This is a genomic window from Undibacterium sp. FT79W (assembly GCF_014284215.1).
Classification (GTDB): Bacteria; Pseudomonadota; Gammaproteobacteria; order Burkholderiales; family Burkholderiaceae_D; genus Undibacterium; species Undibacterium aquatile.
In genome coordinates this window covers 14470-35000 of the sequence record NZ_JACOGB010000004.1, presented here as the reverse complement: position 1 = coordinate 35000, position 20531 = coordinate 14470, and the positions used below count along the sequence as shown (strand labels likewise).

General features: G+C 52.8%; 21 protein-coding genes. 1 reads left to right on the top strand and 20 read right to left on the bottom strand.

The features are described 5' to 3' along the window. Positions 1-3: 3 nt before the first annotated feature. The 18 genes from bioD to H8K38_RS07670 form a co-directional block, all read right to left on the bottom strand. Positions 4-702: a dethiobiotin synthase gene (gene bioD, locus H8K38_RS07755; RefSeq protein WP_186884248.1), complete on the bottom strand. Its 699-nt coding sequence runs from the start codon at positions 700-702 to the stop codon at positions 4-6. Beyond that, positions 702-1913, bottom strand: a complete 1212-nt coding sequence (gene bioF / locus H8K38_RS07750) for an 8-amino-7-oxononanoate synthase (RefSeq protein ID WP_186884592.1) — start codon at positions 1911-1913, stop codon at positions 702-704. The genes bioD and bioF overlap by 1 nt, the downstream gene beginning before the upstream one ends. Before the next feature lie 101 nt (positions 1914-2014). Beyond that, the gene (gene bioA, locus H8K38_RS07745; protein ID WP_186884247.1) at positions 2015-3352 is read right to left on the bottom strand and encodes an adenosylmethionine--8-amino-7-oxononanoate transaminase; all 1338 of its coding nucleotides are present in this window, start codon (positions 3350-3352) and stop codon (positions 2015-2017) included. A 230-nt stretch (positions 3353-3582) separates the two neighbouring features. Then, on the bottom strand, positions 3583-4104 hold the full coding sequence (locus H8K38_RS07740) for a DUF1569 domain-containing protein (protein ID WP_186884246.1): 522 nt from the start codon (positions 4102-4104) through the stop codon (positions 3583-3585). Then, positions 4101-4880, bottom strand: a complete 780-nt coding sequence (locus H8K38_RS07735) for an enoyl-CoA hydratase/isomerase family protein (RefSeq protein ID WP_186884245.1) — start codon at positions 4878-4880, stop codon at positions 4101-4103. Before H8K38_RS07735 ends, H8K38_RS07740 begins: the two co-directional genes overlap by 4 nt. Before the next feature lie 73 nt (positions 4881-4953). Continuing rightward, a complete protein-coding gene (locus H8K38_RS07730; protein WP_255422874.1) occupies positions 4954-6147 on the bottom strand; it encodes a dienelactone hydrolase family protein in 1194 nt (397 codons plus the stop codon). A 5-nt stretch (positions 6148-6152) separates the two neighbouring features. After that, entirely contained in the window at positions 6153-7775 is a 1623-nt protein-coding gene (locus H8K38_RS07725) for a carboxyl transferase domain-containing protein (RefSeq protein ID WP_186884244.1), read from the bottom strand. Between the two features lie 21 nt (positions 7776-7796). After that, positions 7797-8198: a YchJ family protein gene (locus tag H8K38_RS07720; protein WP_186884243.1), complete on the bottom strand. Its 402-nt coding sequence runs from the start codon at positions 8196-8198 to the stop codon at positions 7797-7799. After that, positions 8195-8599 (bottom strand): rhodanese-like domain-containing protein, encoded by a 405-nt coding sequence (locus tag H8K38_RS07715; RefSeq protein WP_186884242.1) that lies wholly within the window; start codon positions 8597-8599, stop codon positions 8195-8197. The genes H8K38_RS07720 and H8K38_RS07715 overlap by 4 nt, the downstream gene beginning before the upstream one ends. An 87-nt stretch (positions 8600-8686) precedes the next feature. Next, the gene (locus tag H8K38_RS07710) at positions 8687-9292 is read right to left on the bottom strand and encodes a 2-hydroxychromene-2-carboxylate isomerase (RefSeq protein WP_186884241.1); all 606 of its coding nucleotides are present in this window, start codon (positions 9290-9292) and stop codon (positions 8687-8689) included. A gap of 47 nt (positions 9293-9339) precedes the next feature. Next, the gene (locus H8K38_RS07705; RefSeq protein WP_186884240.1) at positions 9340-10470 is read right to left on the bottom strand and encodes an acyl-CoA dehydrogenase family protein; all 1131 of its coding nucleotides are present in this window, start codon (positions 10468-10470) and stop codon (positions 9340-9342) included. A 49-nt stretch (positions 10471-10519) separates the two neighbouring features. Beyond that, positions 10520-11188, bottom strand: a complete 669-nt coding sequence (locus H8K38_RS07700) for an SDR family oxidoreductase (RefSeq protein WP_186884239.1) — start codon at positions 11186-11188, stop codon at positions 10520-10522. Positions 11189-11426: 238 nt separating this feature from the next. After that, positions 11427-12608 carry an acetyl-CoA C-acetyltransferase gene (locus H8K38_RS07695; RefSeq protein ID WP_186884238.1) on the bottom strand — a complete coding sequence of 394 codons (1182 nt, stop codon included), beginning with the start codon at positions 12606-12608 and terminating at the stop codon, positions 11427-11429. Positions 12609-12718: 110 nt separating this feature from the next. Beyond that, positions 12719-14503 carry a bifunctional isocitrate dehydrogenase kinase/phosphatase gene (aceK, locus tag H8K38_RS07690; RefSeq protein ID WP_186884237.1) on the bottom strand — a complete coding sequence of 595 codons (1785 nt, stop codon included), beginning with the start codon at positions 14501-14503 and terminating at the stop codon, positions 12719-12721. A gap of 9 nt (positions 14504-14512) precedes the next feature. Continuing rightward, on the bottom strand, positions 14513-15442 hold the full coding sequence (locus H8K38_RS07685; protein ID WP_186884236.1) for a pyridoxal-phosphate dependent enzyme: 930 nt from the start codon (positions 15440-15442) through the stop codon (positions 14513-14515). Between the two features lie 84 nt (positions 15443-15526). Next, positions 15527-16711 carry an isovaleryl-CoA dehydrogenase gene (locus tag H8K38_RS07680; protein WP_186884235.1) on the bottom strand — a complete coding sequence of 395 codons (1185 nt, stop codon included), beginning with the start codon at positions 16709-16711 and terminating at the stop codon, positions 15527-15529. Between the two features lie 151 nt (positions 16712-16862). Beyond that, the gene (locus tag H8K38_RS07675) at positions 16863-17321 is read right to left on the bottom strand and encodes a PaaI family thioesterase (protein WP_186884234.1); all 459 of its coding nucleotides are present in this window, start codon (positions 17319-17321) and stop codon (positions 16863-16865) included. A gap of 112 nt (positions 17322-17433) precedes the next feature. Next, positions 17434-17835 (bottom strand): MerR family DNA-binding transcriptional regulator, encoded by a 402-nt coding sequence (locus H8K38_RS07670; protein ID WP_186884590.1) that lies wholly within the window; start codon positions 17833-17835, stop codon positions 17434-17436. Between the two features lie 131 nt (positions 17836-17966). Here H8K38_RS07670 and H8K38_RS07665 point away from each other — a divergent pair, with 131 nt between their 5' ends. Beyond that, positions 17967-19040: an MBL fold metallo-hydrolase gene (locus H8K38_RS07665; protein ID WP_186884233.1), complete on the top strand. Its 1074-nt coding sequence runs from the start codon at positions 17967-17969 to the stop codon at positions 19038-19040. A gap of 68 nt (positions 19041-19108) precedes the next feature. Here the strand turns inward: H8K38_RS07665 and H8K38_RS07660 are convergent, their stop codons facing one another. Together H8K38_RS07660 and H8K38_RS07655 are read right to left on the bottom strand one after the other, a co-directional pair. Further along, complete coding sequence (locus tag H8K38_RS07660) at positions 19109-19981, bottom strand: alpha/beta fold hydrolase (protein WP_186884232.1); 873 nt, start codon at positions 19979-19981, stop codon at positions 19109-19111. A 44-nt stretch (positions 19982-20025) separates the two neighbouring features. Continuing rightward, the gene (locus H8K38_RS07655; RefSeq protein ID WP_186884231.1) at positions 20026-20523 is read right to left on the bottom strand and encodes a YfbM family protein; all 498 of its coding nucleotides are present in this window, start codon (positions 20521-20523) and stop codon (positions 20026-20028) included. Positions 20524-20531 lie beyond the last annotated feature (8 nt).

Genomic DNA, 20531 nt, shown 5'->3' with positions numbered 1-20531 from the left:
CCTTCACTTCAAAAAATTCAGATCAAGATGCGCGGCGGCAGCTTTTGCCTTCTGCGTATCCTCAAGGTTCAGACGCGGAATACATCCCAGCAGCGGCGCTGTCAAACGATCACGTAATGCGGCGATATTTTCGTCGGGATACAGCATTTGTGTATCGACGATATTAGCGACCCAGCCCGCCAGTCGCAGCCCGCGCGCTGTAATCGCCTGCGCCGTCAGTAAAGCATGGTTGATACAACCGAGGCGTATGCCAACTACCATGATCACCGGTAGATTCAATACCTGCGCCATGTCGGCAGTGTCGTGGCGGTCATCCAGCGGTACGCAGAAACCACCGACACCTTCGACGATCACCGCATCAGCGAGCTGCATTGCCTGCTGATACGCATCCACAATCTGCGGCAGCGAAATACGGACCTGCTCTTGCCGCGCCACGATGTGCGGTGCTGCCGGGGTCTGCATCAGATACGGACAAACGATGTGTTGCGGCGCTTTTACGTCAGACGCCTGCACCAGACTATCGACATCATCGTTATGCCAGACGCCATCTTGTAATACTGCACCAGCAGCGATGGGTTTCATCCCCAGGCTGCGTACACCGCGTTGTGACAAGGCCAGCAGCAAAGCACTACTGACCAGCGTCTTGCCGATTTCGGTGTCAGTACCGGTCACAAAATAATCGTGCGGACGCAACGCAGACATCAGGCTACCTCCGCAAAACACTGCGCCACATAATGCATCTGATCCAGACGGTTAATCGCCTGCACCAGTTGCAGCACCTGCACTTCCGTATGTGCAGCGGATAAGGTCACGCGCAAACGTGCTGTATCCAAAGGCACAGTTGGCGGGCGTATCGCCCCGACCCAATAACCCTGATCCAGCAAGTTGCCAGCAACGGCCAGCATCGCATCGTTTTTGCCGATGACAACCGGTTGAATCGCGGTGTCGGACGGCATACCTTGCCAGACTTTTAAATCCTGTCCGTGGCGGAACATCTGTATGAGTTTGTTCAAATGCGCGCGTCTTTGCTGCCCTTCTTCACCGGCAATAATATCGATGCTGGTGAGCAGCGCATGCGCCAGCGCGGGCGCGGCGGCAGTGGTGAAAATATAGGCACGGGCTTTTTGTATCAACCATTCGATCACGGTTTCATGCGCAGCGACAAACGCGCCACCGACACCGGCGGCTTTACCCAGCGTGCCCATGTACACCAGATTCGGTGAACGCAGATTGAAATGTTCAAACACACCGCGACCATGTTCGCCCAGCACACCAAAGCCGTGCGCATCATCGACAATCAGCCACGCATCGTATTGCTCACATAAAGCCAGCAAGGCAGGAATATCGGCGATATTGCCATCCATACTGAAAACGCTGTCGGTGACGACGATACGTTTTTTGCTGGTGCAATTTTTCAGCATAGTTTCCAGCGCGGCGTAATCGCGGTGCGCAAAAACCTGGGTTGCGGCGCGCGATAAACGCACACCATCGATCAGCGAAGCGTGGTTCAGTTCTTCTGAAAACACGGCGGCATCTTTGCCTGTCAGTGCGGTGATCACGGCCTGATTCGCCATGTAACCGGTACAGAAATACAAAGCGCGCGCCTGATCGATATTCGGTGCCATGAATTCTGCCAGCTTCTGTTCCAGATTCGCATGAGCGCGACTGTGACCGCTGATCAGATGGGATGCGCCACTTCCGGCTCCATACAGACTGACACCTTTTTGCAATGCCTGTGTGACTAAGGGATGCGCCGCCAGCCCCAGATAATCATTGCTGCAAAAGGCGACATACTCTTTGCCATCGGCACGCACATTCGGTGCGCATGGCGTTTCTACGGTGCGGCGACGACGGATCAGATGCTGTGCTTCCAGCACATCAAGGTCGTCACGCAGGGTTTGCAACAGCGGCATTCTGGCAGCAGCAATCCGCAGATTACCGCTCTTTTCATTACTCTGATGCACCGGATTTTTACTCTCCGGATGTTGATTACTTTGATTACTACTGATGCCACTCATGCCATAACCTCTTCAAATACTTTCATGGTCTTCTGCGCCAGCAAAGCGATTTCATCATCGCTCAGAATATACGGCGGCATCAGATAGACACTGCGTCCTATCGGGCGCATCAATAATTCCTGCTGCAAGGCGGCGCTGAAAAAACGGCGCGAAAATGTCGCGGCTTTTTCAGCGTCATCGACAATCGCATCAAACGCAAAAATCATCCCTTGCTGGCGCACATGCCGCACACGCGGATCATCGCGCAATGGTGCAAACGCGTCTGCAAACAACTGTGCTTTGCGGCGGTTCTGCGCCAGCACATCGTCCTCTGCAAAAATTGCCAGCGTCGCCAGTGCCGCACGGCAGGCAAGCGGATTGCCGGTGTACGAATGCGAGTGCAAAAAGCCACGCCGTACATCGGCATCGTAAAATGACTGATAGACCGTATCGGTCGTCATCACCAGACTCAAGGGCAGATAACCGCCGCTGATGCCTTTCGACAGACATAAAAAATCAGGCCAGATCTGTGCCGATTCACAGGCAAAGAAAGTGCCGCTGCGGCCACAACCCACCGCAATTTCATCGGCGATCAGATGCACATGGTATTGATCGCACAACTCGCGCAAACGGCGCAGATACACAGGATCGTGCATCGCCATGCCAGTCGCACATTGCACCAGCGGCTCGATAATCACTGCGGCAATCTTGCCTTCGCGCTGCTGCAACACACGTTCCAGATCGGCGGCGGCACGCAATGCCACATCGGCAGCGCTTTCGCCTTCCTGCGCCAGACGTGCATCCGGCGAAGCGACCACATGCGCCCGTTGCAACATAGGGCCATACGCTTCGCGGAACAGGCTGACATCAGTGACCGCCAGCGCACCGATGGTTTCGCCGTGATAGCTGCCTTGGATGCAGATGAATTCCTGTTTGTCGGTCTGCTCGCGGTTACGCCACGAATGAAAACTCATCTTCAGCGCAATCTCGACCGCCGACGCACCATCGGAGGCGTAAAAGCAATGACCAAGCTGGTGGTCGGTCATTGCGGCTAATTTTTCTGATAATTCAATGACGGGCGTATGCGTAAAACCCGCCAGCATCGCGTGTTCCAGCTGATCGAGCTGATCCTTGAGTGCAGCATTGATGCGTGGATTGGCGTGACCAAACAGATTCACCCACCATGAGCTGATGGCATCCAGATACCGCTTGCCATCCATATCGTACAACCATGCACCGCGCCCGTGACTGACCGGAATCAGGGGCACCGTTTCATGGTGCTGCATCTGGGTACACGGATGCCATACATGTTGCAGGCTGCGTGCGACCCAATCATTTTGTGTGTTGAAATTCAAACTTGCTCCAGACTACTTTTAAAACCCGCACATTTTACGGGCATTTCCAGCTAATTTAATTTCGCAAGCCGCATAAATACTGGGCATCTGTATTGAAAGTTTTCAAAAAAACCATGCTATTACCGCCTGAAAGCCGCACGTTGAGCGGAGAATGCAGCCAATCCAGCCATCACAGCCATTACAGCCATTGTTGCAAGTCGATGCACCTGCCGTATCTGCCACTAATCAGGTCAGGTCTGCATTTCCAGCAGATGGTTTTCAATATGCATCACATGCGCATGCGCGAATTCAGTCTTACTCAGCAAGCCATACGCGAAGTGCGGTTGCAGCTGACCACGATATGCCTGAAACTGCTGCAGGGCAGCGATCACCAGATCAATCGCCTCATTCACATTGCCCTCGTCAGCAATAGCCGGGGCGCCGGGAATAGGCTCGGTCAGATTGTGGCGCATCGCACCGGCAACTGAGAATGCGTAAAAAGCCGCACTGCCCGCCGTGTGCTGAAATACTTCTGATTTCAACTCAGGATAGCCGCTCATCGAATACTGTATGCTCTGCGCCAGATGCACAAACACCTTGTACGGCGACCAGCCGCTTTTGGCGGCTAACTGCCGTGACTTCAGGCTGTCTAACAGGGTCAGCATACGCTCTACCGATGTGATTTCTACGGTCGATTTGCGGTACGTCGCCAGACCTGCTGCTGCCAGCGCCGTCACTGCGACGGCGCCCGTTAATAAGGTGCGCTTTTTCATACTAACCACTCCGGTTTGCGTTTTTCCAGGAAAGAGCGCACACCCTCGCGCCCTTCATCAGACGCGCGTATTTGCGCAATCCCTTCCACCGTCGCCGCGATCAGTTCAGGCGTCAGCTCACGGCTGGCGACGTCCTGTACCAGACGCTTGGCCTGACGCACGGCATGCGGGCTGTTCGATACCAGCGCCTTGACGATCTCTGCCACTTTGCTATCGAGCATGTCAGCGCTCACCACTTCATGCACGAAGCCAATACGATGCGCCTCTGTCGCGCTGAAACGCTCTGCCGTGATGAAGTAACGGCGCGCTGCACTCTCACCCATGGCCTTGATTACATACGGCGAAATCGTCGCCGGAATCAAACCCAGCTTCACTTCACTGAGGCAGTAATTCGCGCCATCCACACTGACCGCAATATCGCATGCGGCCACCAGCCCCATGCCACCGGCATAGCAATCGCCCTGCACTTTTGCCACCACCGGCTTGCTGCAACGGTAGATCGCTGCCAGCATCGCCGCCAGCTGAGCAGCATCGGCAAGATTTTCGGCATGCGTGTAATCCGCCATCTTTTTCATCCAGTTCAGATCAGCACCAGCACAAAACGCCGGGCCATTCGCTGCCAGCACAATCGCACGCACACCCGCGTCCGCATCGAGTGCCTGAAACACCTGCGTGATTTCAGCAATCGTGGTTTCATTGAATGCATTGCGCACATCGGGACGATTCAGGGTCACGGTGGCAACCGCGTGTTGAATAGTGAGACTCAGGGTTTGCATACTGCACTTCCTTACGAATAGTTGGCCATCGTTATGAGGATTTTCTCATTGAGTTTTTTGACGATCTGAAAAATCACCGGAGTAACTGCTCCTTAGTGTTCTCTGATATTAGATTTTTCCAGACAACCTTATCATCCACCGCATAAGCCAAGCATTCCTTTTGCGCACGTTTTTTACAAATCGCCATTGCTTTTTCCAGCGCATCGGGCATTCCTCCTGCATATCCGGCAAATTCACCGGCAGCATCCAAAACAAAGGCACGCGGAAGGTCTAAATCTAGAAATTTCACGTAGCGCTCCCGTATTTCAGCTTTGTTGACAGGTAAGCTGGCAGGCTCATGGATATTTGCAAAACCTGTGTCTTGAAAACTTCCGGGAGTGTGCGGAATGGGAACGCCTTGGCGACGCAAAAATTCGTCAACAACAGGCCGCCAGATAGAAAACCCTCGCGAGAAAAAGAAGTGTCCATTATCGCCAAACGCAGGCATAGCCCGGTATTCGGCAAGCTGACTGACAGGAGATTGTTTTTGAAATTCTGCAAACCATTGCTTAGGATAAACAGGACCAAAATATTTATCGTTCTCGGTATAAATCCACAGACTGGGCACCTTTGCAGTTTTGCCGTAAAGCCCGAACATCTCTTTCAATAAATCAGGACGGCATGGCTCATTTGGCTGCGTCTCGGGATTGCCACCACCACCGCCAGCAAAATTAATAGTGGCGATCAGACCTGATGGATTCTTCGCAGCGAGCGTGATAGCGGTCGTACCACCATAGGATTGCCCAAGAACGACAATACGCGCCGGATCGACATAACTTTGCTGCTTTGCGTAGGCGATCACATCAAGCGTACTGCTTGCCGCAACCTCATATGCAGGTATATATTTTTTACCCGAACAAGTCCCCGAGTATTCAGGATCAGGCTCAGTTCCTGACTCACCATATCCAAGACGTGTCGGTACCCAAACGGCAAAACCTCGGTTAACAAAATATTTCGTGGCCTGCAAAAAACGTTCGCGGCCTGGTTTAGAGCGATCTTTATAACTACGTCCATGCAATAAAATTGCGATCGGAAACGGTCCTTCACCATGGGGCCGAAACTGGGTCACGACCATGTCCTTAGTAATCACCTGATTAAATATGTTACTAACGGTGGTAGGAAGCTTAATCACCGATTCATTTAAAGCTGTGGATAATTGCTCCTCTGCCCGGGCAATTCCCGAACTTGCAGCCAGCATGAATACGCTAATCAGCGCATAGCGTTTCATATAACTTACATCCTGAACAAACCAAACTTCACATCCGGAATCGGCGCATTCAGCGCGGCGCTCAAGCCCAGCCCCAGCACCATGCGGGTATCGGCAGGGTCGATCACGCCGTCATCCCACAAACGGGCGGAGGCGTAATACGGGTGCCCCTGATGTTCGTATTGCTCTTTGATCGGTTGTTTGAACGCGGCTTCTTCGTCGGCACTCCAGCTACCGCCTTTGCCTTCTATGCCATCGCGTTTAACGGTCGCCAGTACGCTGGCGGCCTGCTCGCCACCCATGACGCTGATGCGCGCATTCGGCCACATCCACATAAAGCGTGGCGAGAAAGCGCGGCCGCACATACCGTAATTGCCAGCACCAAAACTGCCACCGATAATCACCGTAAATTTCGGCACATTCGCCGTTGCAACCGCCGTCACCATCTTCGCGCCGTTACGCGCGATGCCTTCGTTTTCGTATTTGCGCCCGACCATGAAGCCGGTGATGTTCTGCAAAAATACCAGCGGGATTTTGCGCTGGCAGCACAGTTCAATGAAGTGCGTGCCTTTTAATGCAGACTCAGAAAACAAAATACCGTTATTCGCAATGATGCCGACCGGCATGCCATGAATATGCGCAAAGCCGCAGACTAAAGTCGTGCCATAACGCGCTTTGAATTCGTCGAAATGGCTGCCATCGACAATCCGCGCAATCACTTCACGCACATCGAAAGGCTTGCGCGTATCAACCGGAATCACACCATACAATTCGCTGGCCGGATACTTCGGTTCTTCCACTTCTTTCAGCACCACGGTTTGTGGCTTCTGGCGGTTCAGATTCGAGACGATGGTACGCGCCAGCGACAGCGCATGGGTATCGTTTTGTGCCAGATGATCGACCACGCCCGACAAACGCGTATGCACATCACCACCACCAAGGTCTTCGGCGCTAACCACTTCGCCAGTCGCAGCTTTCACCAAAGGCGGGCCGCCGAGAAAAATCGTGCCCTGATTTTTAACGATAATGGATTCGTCACTCATCGCCGGCACATACGCGCCGCCAGCAGTACAAGAACCCATCACCACCGCGATTTGCGGTATACCCTTGGCCGACATCGTTGCCTGATTGTAGAAGATACGACCGAAGTGATCGCGATCGGGAAAAACATCATCCTGATTCGGCAGATTCGCGCCGCCGCTATCGACCAGATAAATACATGGCAGATTATTTTGCTCAGCAATCTCTTGTGCACGCAGATGTTTTTTGACGGTCAGCGGATAGTAAGTGCCGCCCTTGACGGTCGCATCATTACAGACGATCACGCATTCCTGCCCTGCCACGCGGCCGATGCCGGTAATCACACCAGCCGACGGCGCCGCATCATTACCGCTTTTTTCTTTGTACATGTCGTAGGCCGCAAGCTGGGAAAATTCCAGAAACGGTGTGCCGGCATCCAGCAGCATTTGCACGCGGTCACGCGGCAACAGTTTGCCGCGTGCCAGATGTTTGCTGCGCGCTTCGTCTCCGCCACCCAGCGCGATTTTTTCTATTTTGGCTTTCAGATCATCCACCACCGCCTGCATTGCTGCGGCGTTGACTTTGAAATCATCAGAACGTGGGCTCAGTTTGGATTCTAGGATTGTCATTATTTGGATTCCGGTATTGATTTATTTTTGAGGAAAGCTGCCATCGACATACAACCATTTGCCGTCATATTTCACAAAACGACTGACTTCGTGCAGGCGGTGCGCTTTACCTGCAATTTTGTAGCGGGCGACAAATTCCACGATGGCCTGATCGCCGTCCTGCTGATGTTTCCTGACTTCCAGCCCCAGCCAGTTGGTCGGATCATCATGGGTGATGCGCTCTGACGGACAAGTACGTTCATCCCAGGTCGCGCGCAGATAGGCTTCATCATTGCGCGTATACGCGCTGTAACGTGAGCGCATCAGCGCTTCTGCGGTTGGTGCGGCGGCAGTACCGCTGATATACACGCCGCAGCATTGTTCATACTTTTTTGCTGAACCACAGGGACACGGGCTAGCATTTTTTTGCTCTTGACGACTCATACAACTTTCTTGATTTCCTTGGCAACAGTAGGTGCGCCCGCGGCTTTCCAGGCAGTAAAGCCACCTTCGATATGGGCAACATTTTCCAGACCCATATCCATCAAAGTCTTGGTGGTCAGGGCGCTGCGCCAGCCTGCGGCACAAAATAAAATAAATTCTTTGTTCTCACCAAAAACAGGACGGAAGTAAGGTGAATCCGGATCGACCCAGAATTCGATCATGCCGCGCGGCGCGTGGAATGCGCCAACGATCACGCCTTCGCGCTCAAGCTCACGGATGTCGCGCACATCAATGAATTGCACGTCGCCTTTGTCCAGCTTCGTCAGCGCTTCGGCGACGCTGTAAGTCTTAATCTGTGCGTACGCTTCGTCTACCAACTGCTGATAGCCTTTTTTTAACATGCTGTTCTCCTCATGACGCAGAAAAATTCTGCGTTTGCTGACCTGTTATGTTTTGATGAATCCGATCTTTTATCTGGAAGATGCTAATTAAAAGCCACCTTGCGCCAGCCATTGTTCGACTTGCGGCAAGCGGTCATTGCCCCAAAACGATTCACCATCAACGATGATCCACGGTGCACCAAAGATGCCTTTTTCTATCGCCTGTTCGCATTGCGCTTTCAGTGCCTGCTTGTAATGAGTATCTTCGCAGGCAGCCGCTGCGGCGGCACCGTCCAGCCCCATCGCCGCTATCTGCGCCGCCAGCCAGCCGGTGTCATTCAATGCCGCCGGTCCGGAGAAATATGCACGTGTGACCTGACGCACGAATTCACCGACACGCTGCGGTGCAGTGTCTTGCAGCCACAGGCAGACCCGTGAGGTATTCTGGGTTGCGATAGGAAACAGTTCCGGCAAAACAAACGGCACTCCTGCATAACGCGCAGAGCGCAAAAAATCATGCTTGAAATAGTCCGCCATTTGCGGCGGCCGCATGGTCAGCGGACTGGAGCCGGTCACTTTGAATACGGCACCCAGCAACATCGGTTTCCAGCTCACTTCACGCCCATGTCTGGCGGCCAGCTGTTCTATGGATTGCGCAGCGATATACGCATACGGCGAAACAAAATCAAACCAGAATTCCACGGGTGCTTTCATCACGGTGTCCTTTTGAAAATGCAGGAAGCTGTTGACAAGGTGTACGCTCAGGCCAGCGCGCGGCTGATCAGGATTTTCTGTATCTCTGAGGTGCCTTCGTAAATCTGGCATACGCGCACATCGCGATAAATCCGCTCCACCGGAAAATCACTGACGTAGCCGTAACCGCCGTGTATCTGTATCGCATCGGAGCAGACTTTTTCTGCCATTTCAGACGCAAACAATTTCGCCATCGCCGCTTCTTTCAGGCAAGGCTTACCAGCATCTTTCATACTCGCTGCATGCCAGATCAGCTGACGTGCGGCTTCGATCTGGGTTGCCATGTCCGCCAGTTTGAATTGCACTGCCTGATGTTCGTAAATTGATTTACCAAAGCTGCTGCGGTCTTTGGCATAGGCCAGAGCGGCTTCAAACGCGGCGCGCGCCATGCCTACCGATTGTGATGCGATTCCGATGCGGCCACCTTCGAGTCCGGACAAGGCGATTTTGTAGCCCATGCCTTCTTCGCCAATCAGATTTTCAGCAGGGATACGGCAATTCTCAAACAGGATTTGCGCGGTATCGGAAGAATGCTGACCCATTTTATTTTCGAGCCCGGCAACGATGTAACCCGGCGTTTTCGTCGGCACCCAAAATGCGCTGATGCCTTTTTTACCCGCAGCTTTATCCGTCACGGCCATAACGATGGCGACATCTGCATGCTTGCCGCTGGTGATGAATTGCTTGACGCCATTCAGCACATAGTCATTGCCTTCGCGACGGGCGGTGGTTTTCAGATCAGACGCATCGCTGCCTGCATGCGGCTCGGTCAGGCAGAACGCACCCAACATCTCACCTTGTGCGAGCGGCCGCAGCCATTGCTGTTTCTGCGCATCATTCGCATACATCATCGCGATACTGCAGACCGGGCAGTTGTTCACGGACACAACCGTCGATGTACCGCCATCGCCGGCGGCGATTTCTTCCAGCACCAGCGCCAGCGACAGGTAATCCATCCCGGCACCGCCGAATTCTTCCGGCACCGCAACGCCATACGCGCCCATCTGCGCCAGTTCTTTTAATTCTGCTGCCGGAAAATGGTGTTCCTTGTCCCAGCGCGCCGCATTCGGCACCAGTTTTTCCTGTGCAAATGCGCGTATCGCATCGCGGATCATTTCGTGTTCTGCTGTAAGTAACATACCTGGTCTCGTTCTGATGTTGTTCTGTCTGTTTTTTTGTTTTTTCTGCTTACCAGTTCAGGCTGGCACCGTTGTAATTGAAAAACTGGCCGTTGTCGTCTGACTGCAAACCCGCCAGTGTTTTGCGTATGCCGTGCGCACTGTCTGCCACCGGAAGTTCAGCACCGACGCCGCCCATTTCTGTTTTAACCCAACCCGGATGCAACGCCACGCAAATCGCTTGTCGCGTCTGTAAAGACACATCCTTCAGTACAGAATTCAACGCGGCTTTGCTGGCACGATATAACCAGCCGTGACTACCGTTACGTTCACTGATGGAACCCATCATCGATGAAATGACGGCAAGACGGCCACCGGCATTCTCGACCAGCGGCAGCACGATAGGAAGAATCCGCATCGCGGCCAGCACATTGGTATGCATCACTTCATCAAACTGCGTATCATGCGGTGTCTGCAATCCTGTGGTGCGCGGGCCATACACACCGGCGTTCAGAATAGCGACATCGATTTTTTCATCATCGAGTCGCCAGCCAAGACCACCGCAATCATTGATGTTCGTGACATCCAAAGGAACGACCTCACAACCCTGCGCCTGCAAAGTTGTCAGATCAACCGCCTTACGCGCCGTGGCAATCACACGCCAGCCAGCCGCCTTATATTGCAAAGCCAGTTCGTGACCGATACCGCGTGACGCGCCGATGATAAGTGCTGTGGGCATCTTGCTTCCTTTTCGTATTTTCAGCCGCATGTCGACGATGTAGCTGCAATCTCATTGTCGACACGCTTACCGCGATTAACGATGCGCGCGGCGTACGCTACGTCCGCAATTCAAGTGCGCAAGTTCATTCAATATCCGGGATGCAGAGCAAGGCGCAAAACGCAGCAATACGTCGGTATTGCGAGGCTTTGCAACGCCGCTATGCGCCCGGATATTGGATGAACGCAGCGCACACTATTTAGAACAACTCGATGGCCATCGCTGTGCCTTCACCACCTCCGATACACAGGGATGCCACACCGCGCTTCTTACCTTGTTTTTTCAACGCGCCGATCAGCGTGATGATGATACGTGCACCGGATGCGCCGATAGGATGGCCGAGTGCGCAGGCACCACCGTGGACGTTGACTTTGTCGTGGGAGATGCCGAGATCTTTCATCGCGGCCATAGGTACGGCAGCGAAAGCTTCGTTGATTTCAAACAGATCGACATCTGCCGTTGTCCAGCCGGTTTTTTTGTACAGCTTTTGTATCGCACCGATCGGCGCGGTCGTGAACCAACCTGGTTCCTGTGCATGCGATGCGTGAGCGACGATTTTTGCGATCGGTGTCAGGCCGAGTTCTTTGGCTTTGGACTCGCGCATCAGCACCAGCGCTGCAGCGCCATCGTTGATGGAGGAAGAAGATGCGGCAGTGATCGTGCCGTCTTTTTTGAAGGCTGGTTTCAGAGCCGGGATTTTGTCGAGCTTGGCTTTCAGCGGGCCTTCGTCTTTATCGATGACGACGTCACCACCGCGACCGGAAACGGTAACCGGTGCGATTTCCCACGCAAACGAGCCGTCTGCTGTCGCTGCTTGCGCGCGCTTGACGGAAGCAATCGCAAATGCGTCCTGATCTTCGCGGCTGAACTGGTATTTGGCAGAACAATCTTCAGCAAAAGTTCCCATGGAACGGCCTTTGTCGTAAGCGTCTTCCAGACCATCCAGCATCATGTGATCGTAAATCATGCCGTGACCGATACGATAGCCGCCGCGTGCTTTTGGAATAATGTAGGGTGCGTTGGTCATGGACTCCATACCGCCAGTGATCATCACTTCATTGCTGCCTGCGCTGATGGAATCGAATGCCATCATCGTTGCCTTCATCGCGGAACCGCACATCTTGGACAAGGTCACTGCACCAGTGGACATCGGCAAACCTGCCGCCAGTGCGGCCTGACGCGCAGGTGCCTGACCCTGACCGGCCATCAAGCAGTTACCAAACAGGACTTCTTCAATCAGCTCGGGCTTGACGCTAGCACGTTCAACCGCGGCCTTGATCGCCACAGCACCGAGCTGACTTGCCGTCAGGGAAGCGAAATCGCTCTGAAATGCACCCATAGGGGTACGGGCTGCGCCAACGATTACGATAGGATCTGTCATGTTTTTCTCCATTGAATGTGAGGTGATACAAAATTTCTGCTTGTCTGTTTTTCTCTGAAAACATCTGCAAGCGCGATTAAGACTGTTGATACTGATAAGACATAAAAAAATTATTTTTGCTGTGCTAACTCTTTATTGATAAACCTGACTTCCTGCGGATACGGGAAGACATCATCCACCTTGCCGTCCACGATGCGCAGCTTGCGACCCTGCCAGTAATCGGCGGTCAGCAAGTCAGCGTGGTGTTTCATAAAAAATTCTTTTACTTTCTGATTTCCGAGCAGGAAAGTACCGAATTGCTCAGGAAATACGTCATTCTTTGCGATCGGATACCACGGTTCAGCGGACATCTCATCTTCTTCATTGCGCGGCAACGGTATCTTGCGGAAAGTGCAGTCGGTGATGTATTCAATTTCATCGTAGTCATAAAAAACGACACGACCATGACGTGTCACGCCAAAGTTTTTATACAACATGTCGCCCGGGAAAATATTGGCCGACACCAGATCTTTAATCGCATTACCGTATTCCAGCACGCCCTGTTCCATGGCCTGCATATCGCCACGTTGTTCGGCTTCAGTCAGCCAAATATTGAGAGGCGTCATGCGGCGTTCTATGTACAGATGTTTGATGACGACTTCTTCATCATTCACTTCCAGCATGGACGGCGCGTATTGGCGGATTTCTTCGAGCAATTCTTCAGAGAACCGCGAACGTGGAAAAGCGACATCGGAATATTCCAGCGTGTCGGCCATGCGACCAACACGGTCATGGTTTTTCACCAGCAGATATTTTTCTTTAATCAGCGCCCGGGTGGTTTCTTTCGGCGGCGGGAAACTGTCTTTGATCAGCTTGAACACATACGGGAAAGAAGGCAGTGCGAACACCAGCATAACGAGACCGCGAATACCGGGCGCCGCTTCGATGCGATCCGACGAGTATTTCAGATGATGCAGAAAATCGCGATAGAACAGGTTTTTGCCATGTTTTTGCAAACCTATCATCGTATAGATTTCGCTACGAGGTTTCTTCGGCAAAATGCTGCGGATGAATTGTACATACGCCGATGGCACTTCCATATCGACCATGAAATACGCACGTGTGAATGAAAACAGCACCGTAATCTGCATCACATCAAACAAGATCGTATCGAGTACCAGCTCATTTTTCCGTTTATGCATCAGAGGAATCACAAACGGATATTCGCGATTACCGTTAATCCCTTTACCAATGATGTAGGCAGATTTATTCCGGTAAAACAAATTCGCCAACACCTGAATCTGGTGATTCGGTTCCAGCTTTTCACGCCCGAAATGTTCACGCAAACGTGCCTCGACGACGGCGACATCGCGATCAAGATCTTCAAAAGGGGTATTGAGCTGAAAATTCGTGACGATACGTTTGATCGTGTAGTTCAGACCGTCAGTTGCCGGGTAATACACGCGATAAGTCGGCGGCGTATCGTCACGTTCTATGTATTCAGTTGAAGTTGCCGGACGCACGAAAATGAAATCATTATGAAAATAATTTCTGTTAAGCAATTTCGTGCAGACGGTGTTGAAAAAAGTCTCAGCCAGTTCCGGCCGTAAGTGGTCGATCAGCAAACCCATGTAATGCAGTTTGACTTCACGCCAGACCTCATCGGTCAGATCGTTTTCATCGTAGTCATCTTCCAGCACGCGCACACATTCCCGCACGCGGGTGTCGTAAAACTGAATACGTTCACGGGCCGCGATTTGCGCTGCTTTCCAGTCGCCCGCCTCAAAAAACTGCTTTGCCTGCTGACTACTGATACGGAATAAATGGTAATGCTTGTCAAAGCCATCCAGTATCGTACGCGCGATATCAAACGCGATCTGGGACGACAATAACTTAGGAAAATGTGTGTTTGGCATGGCGATGGCTCAGGGCAGGTTGAACTGGGTTTTCCAAGCCTCTAGTTTTACCATATCAACAGCGATACCACCGCATACCACGATCAAGGGACGCTTAAATTCTTTTAATACAGGCAGGTTCTGGTACGCCACCGCCAGCGTGGCACCGCAAGCGGGTTCTACCAGCGTGCGCATATCATCCGCAAACGCGAGACAGGCGGCAACTGCCTGTGCATCGCTGACGGTGACACTGTGAATCTCATGTTTCTGCGTCCAGTCGAACGCTTGTTGCGCCACCCGACGGGCACCTAATGTGGTGGCAATCGAGGTAATCGCAGGCAATGTCACCAGTTCACCCGCTAGTACCGATGCATGTAAGGATGCCGCACCTTCTGTTTCTACAGCAATAACAGGAATATGCGCCAGACCATTGCGGTGTAAGCCCTGCACAATGCCGCTTAATAAGCCGCCACCGCCGACAGAGCACAGCACAACGTCAAAATCCAGCGTACCAGCAAGCTCGTCGATCAAAGTCGCATTGCCATTCCAGATATCAGGATGGTCGAATGGTGGGATATATACCGCACCCGGCTGTTTGCAGGCTTGCAAAGCCGCCTGGTTGGTTTCGTCCCACACTTTGCCAGTGACGATCACCGTTGCACCGATCGCGCATATCTCGGCACGCACACTTTCAGCAGTAGTTTCCGGGACAAAAATCGTGGTCGGCAGACCCAGCGCCACACCCGCAACCGCAGCCGCAAAACCCGCATTCCCGCCAGATGGGCAGACAAAATGTTGTGCCCCCAGCACAGCGGCGCGCTGACACATCAGACCGATGCCGCGTAATTTGAACGAGCCCGAGGGCTGCGAATTATCCATCTTCAGCCAGACTGATTTATTTAGCTGAGCGGAAAGCGGGCGATGCGCAAGCACCGGTGTCGTGATGTGTAATTGAGTCATGACTGTGTATAGTTGCTGTGTACGCGCAATCCCTTACGTGTAAGCGTGGCTTAAAGGAGTGCGCACCAGTACGAAAAATCCAGTTTACTTCGTTTCCGCAAACAGCTCGCGGCCTATCAGCATGCGGCGGATTTCGCTGGTACCAGCACCGATTTCATACAGTTTGGCATCGCGCCACAGGCGACCAACCGGGTATTCGTTGATATAGCCATTGCCGCCCAGCGTCTGAATCGCTTCACCTGCCATCCAGGTGGCTTTTTCTGCGGAATACAAAATCGCGCCCGCAGCATCTTTGCGTAAGGCGCGGACTTGTTCCGGATTGGTGGCACGGTCGCAAGCCTGGCCAACCGCGTAGACATAGGCTTTGCAGGCCATCATGGTGGAATACATATCCGCCAGTTTGCCTTGCATCAGTTGGAATTCGCCAATCGGCTGACCGAATTGTTTGCGGTCATGCACATAAGGCACGACGGCATCCATACACGCCTGCATGATGCCCAGCGGGCCGCCGGACAAAACCGTGCGCTCGAAATCGAGGCCGGACATCAGCACATTAACGCCTTTGCCCAAGCCGCCGAGCACGTTTTCTGCAGGTACTTCGCAATCTTCAAATACCAGTTCACCGGTATGGGAACCGCGCATGCCGAGCTTGTCGAGTTTTTGCGCAATGCTGAAACCTTTGTATCCTTTTTCAATCAGGAAAGCGGTCATGCCACGTGGGCCAGCTTCCAGATCGTTTTTTGCATACACCACCAGCACGTCGGCGTCAGGGCCATTAGTGATCCACATCTTGGTGCCATTCAGCACCCAGCGGTCACCTTTGAAATCAGCGCGCAATTTCATGCTGACGACGTCAGAACCGGCATTTGGCTCGGACATCGCGAGCGCACCGATGTGTTCGCCGGAAATCAGTTTCGGCAGGTATTTTTGTTTTTGCTCTTCGGTGCCGTTGCGTTTGATCTGGTTCACGCACAGATTCGAGTGAGCACCGTACGACAGACCAACCGAGGCAGAGGCGCGTGAGATTTCTTCCATGGCGATGATGTGGGCGAGATAGCCCATGTTGGCGCCGCCGTATTCTTCGCTGACGGTCACACCCAGAATGCCGAGATCGCCCATCTTGCGCCACAGATCCATGGGGAATTGGTCGTTGCGGTCGATTTCGGCCGCACGCGGCGCGATTTCGGCGGCAGCAAATTGTTGAACAGCTTCACGCAAAGCGGCGATATCGTCGCCATGATCGAAAGTTAAACCGGGTAAATGGAGCATGTCATCCTCACTGTAATGATGGAACAGAATCTTTTTTATTCATCAGAGTGGCGCAATCCCGGTTTCGCAGCGATAGCCTTGCCAAACCAATTTTGCCTCCACTCTGTTATTTTTTGCTGCGACTACATTGACCGTCACGGCGAACCGTCAGTTATTTTTTTGCGATCACAAACAAAGTCTGTTGCATGATCGCGCACAATTTTTCTTGCCCCTGATTGACGACAAACACCTCGGCGCTTGAAACGACCAGAGTTTTTCCTGATTTCAAGACCTTGCCACGGGCGATCAGGGTATCGCCTATGCCGGGTGCAACGATATTAATTTTATACTCAGCAGTTAAGCACTCACTTACAGGCATCAACAATGTATTTGCGGCATAACCACCGGCAGCATCCGCCAGTGTGCCAATCACGCCGCCATGAAAATAGCCGTGTTGCTGACTGACAGCATCGCTGTATGGCAAGCTGATCTCACAGGTGCCGGGTGTCATTCCGGTCAGTTTCGCATTCCACGCCATCAACGCACCCTGCCCGTTGAAGCTCTGCAGTAAGGTCAACGCCAGCGTGGGATCGAGCGCGGCGGGTGCTGCGGATGTGGCGTCCTGATACATAAAGTCTCCCCGGGAATACAAAATCTGAGCAAAATCTGAGCGTAGGAAATAATACGACTAATTGACGTTAACGTAAACGTCAATTCATTGCGTTTTGTGCAGACTGGTATTTCTACGCGGTCTGACCAGCTTTCGTATGCAAGGCCAGCAAACGCCGGCTTTTATCTTCATGTGCACTGATTTCCGCCAGCATGACTTCAATATCCTCGCGCTGCTGCTCAAGTGAGGCGCGGTGACGTGCCAGCACCACCAGAAAGCTCTGTAATTGCGCTTCGGTATCTTTTGGTGAGCGGTACATATCGACCAGGCTCTTGATATCCGACAGGCTCAGACCCAGACGCTTACCACGCAGGGTCAGCTTCAGCTGTGTGCGTTCGCGCGCGGTATAGACGCGATTGCGACCGCTGGGACCTTCGCGGGTCGGGCTTAACAAGCCCTGATCTTCGTAAAAACGTATCGCTCGTGGCGTGATATCAAATTCGCGGGCTAAGTCAGTAATGGTGTAGGTGGCCATAGTTTTAGTACACAAAATCGTTTTTCTGATTACAATCGCTGAAATCGAATTGACGTTAACGTCAATTGCATAAAAACGCATTGTAGGCTATTCCGGCTATAACGTACGTACCAAAAAGAGAAGAGACAACAATGAATCACCTGGAACAACAACTCGATTATCCGTTTGGCGAAACCCTGCCGGAATCTGGCAAGACGGTGGAAATAGCGCCCGGCGTTTTATGGATACGCATGGGCCTGCCGTTTGCACTGAACCACATCAATCTGTGGCTGCTGGAAGATGAAGTCGAGACTGCGCAGGGGCGGGTACATGGCTGGACAATTGTCGATTGCGGCATCGCCAGCGATGCCACCCGTGATGCCTGGGAAGTGTTGTTCGGTGATCTGCACAATCATCTGCGCGGCTTGCCAGTGGTGCGGGTGATTGCCACCCACTGTCATCCCGATCATATCGGCCTAGCAGACTGGTTGTGCACCTTGTGGAACGTGCCGCTGTGGATGACAGCGGGCGAATATGGCTTTGCCCGCATGATGTCGGCTGGCTTACCGGGTGCGGATGGCACAGCGATGTTTCCGCATTTCCGCAAACACGGACTAGATCCGGCGATGCAAGAACAGATACAGGAAAGAAAAAGTCATTACAGCCGCATGGTACCGACGGTGCCGACTTCGTATCGCCGCATGCAAGAAGGCATCGACCTGACGATTCATCAGCGGCGCTGGCAGATCATCACCGGTTTTGGTCACTCGCCAGAACACGCCTCATTGTATTGTGCCGATCTGAATATCCTGATTTCTGGCGATATGCTGTTGCCACGCATTTCTACGAATGTGTCCGTGTTTGCGATTGAGCCGGAAGCCAATCCGGTGCAGCAGTATCTCGACTCCCTCAAAAAATACCTGCCGCTGCCTGAGGATGTGCTTATCCTGCCTTCGCATGGCAAGCCGTTCAAGGGGCTGCACACGCGCATCACGCAATTAGAAGAACATCACGCTGAACGCCTGGCCGAGGTCGTTGCTGCTTGTACGACGCCGCAATCAGCCTGTGACATCGTGCCACTGATGTTCCGCCGTCCGCTCGATGCCCACCAATTAACGTTTGCCATCGGCGAAGCACTCGCGCATCTGCATAAATTATGGTTTGACGACATTTTGCAGCGGCAAACAGGTGATGACGGCATCATCCGTTTTGTTGCCAGAACATAGGCACTGACATTGCGGTAACAAGCGAGCTGACCTGCCTGCAACGGTTCACACGAACTGATGGCAGGTGGCTATTTTGTTCTGAGTTCCATGCCCGCCAACGGTGGCGGAGCCACACAATTTCCGCTTTGCGCACCTTGCAAAAACGCATGGATGGTTTGCGTGGTCAGTCCTTCGGTGCGATGCAATAAACCATTCCCGCCAAAATTCATATGTGACGCGCCATTCACGATGCCCAGCCATTTGCAACCCGGAGACATGTCGGCAAACGGTTCGGTACGGGTACGCCAGGAAGCATGTGCCAGATCATCATCTCTGGTTCCTGTCATCAATAACACCGGCTTACTGATTTTGTACCAGGCATGGGCGGGAAAAATTAATCCTTCACCTTGTGGCGACAAGGCAATATACGCATCGAAACTGGCAGTGCCGGTCACGCCCATTTTATTGTCGGCACCGGCTTCCATCATGGCCACTGCCGCCCCCATGGAATGACCGAGTAAGACCGCGCGTTTTCCGGTGCAACGTGATGCAGCCCATTGACGCGCTGCATTAATGTCCATCAGCCGCGCCGTATAAGCAGGGGCATCGGTGACTAATTCTGTCAGACCATCCTGCAAACTGCCGCCGCGCTTGGCTTCACGCAAAGATTGTCTGCCGCTTTCCAGATGCCCCGGCACAACGCTCAGAAAACCCTCTTTCGCCATGAATTCAGCCAGATAAACATAGCCTTTTTCCGAACCACCAGCGCCATGGGAAATAATTGCCACACCCTGACATGCTCCCGCATTCTGATACACCATAGCAGGAACACTCTGACCATCCTGACGCGTCAGAGAAATACGCTCCGCCGCGACAACCTGAGTCGACGTGACCGTCAATGCCGTCAAACCGATCAACATACCGATGTATGAACGCTTTCTGAATCCTGTTGCTGTATGCATCACGCTGCTCCTTATCTAATCTGGATAACACACACCTCAACGATCTAACTGATAAAACAGATGACCGCCTTGCCATGTGCGGCGGCATTTGCATAAAAATTTTGCAGATGGGAATAATGTTCCAGCAAATAATTTAATGCCTGCACCCCGTCGGTGATCCACATCCCTTCAGGATAAACCTGCGCTTTTTCCATCTTTGCTGCGTCAAAGCGCTGCGCCAGCGCGGATGCGGGCATTTCCTGCAACGCGGCACTGACTGCGGCGACCTGAGGCGCGGTCAGGCAACGGGCGGGGCCGTTACCGAGATCATCACTGACTTCCTGATCGCCAAACACGGCCCATCCCAAAGGTTCATCACCACCAAATGTCGCGCCGTTGAGCAAATACTGTATGCCATGCCAGGCTTTTTCGAGATCAAACAATTCCGCTTCGTCATTGCCGCCGTTTTTGGCAAAAATAAATTGGCGGACTTGTCCGGGATGCTGTTTCAGTTCATCCAGTTTTTCCTGTGTCAGCGTCAGATAAAAACAGCTCATGCCCATGAAATGCT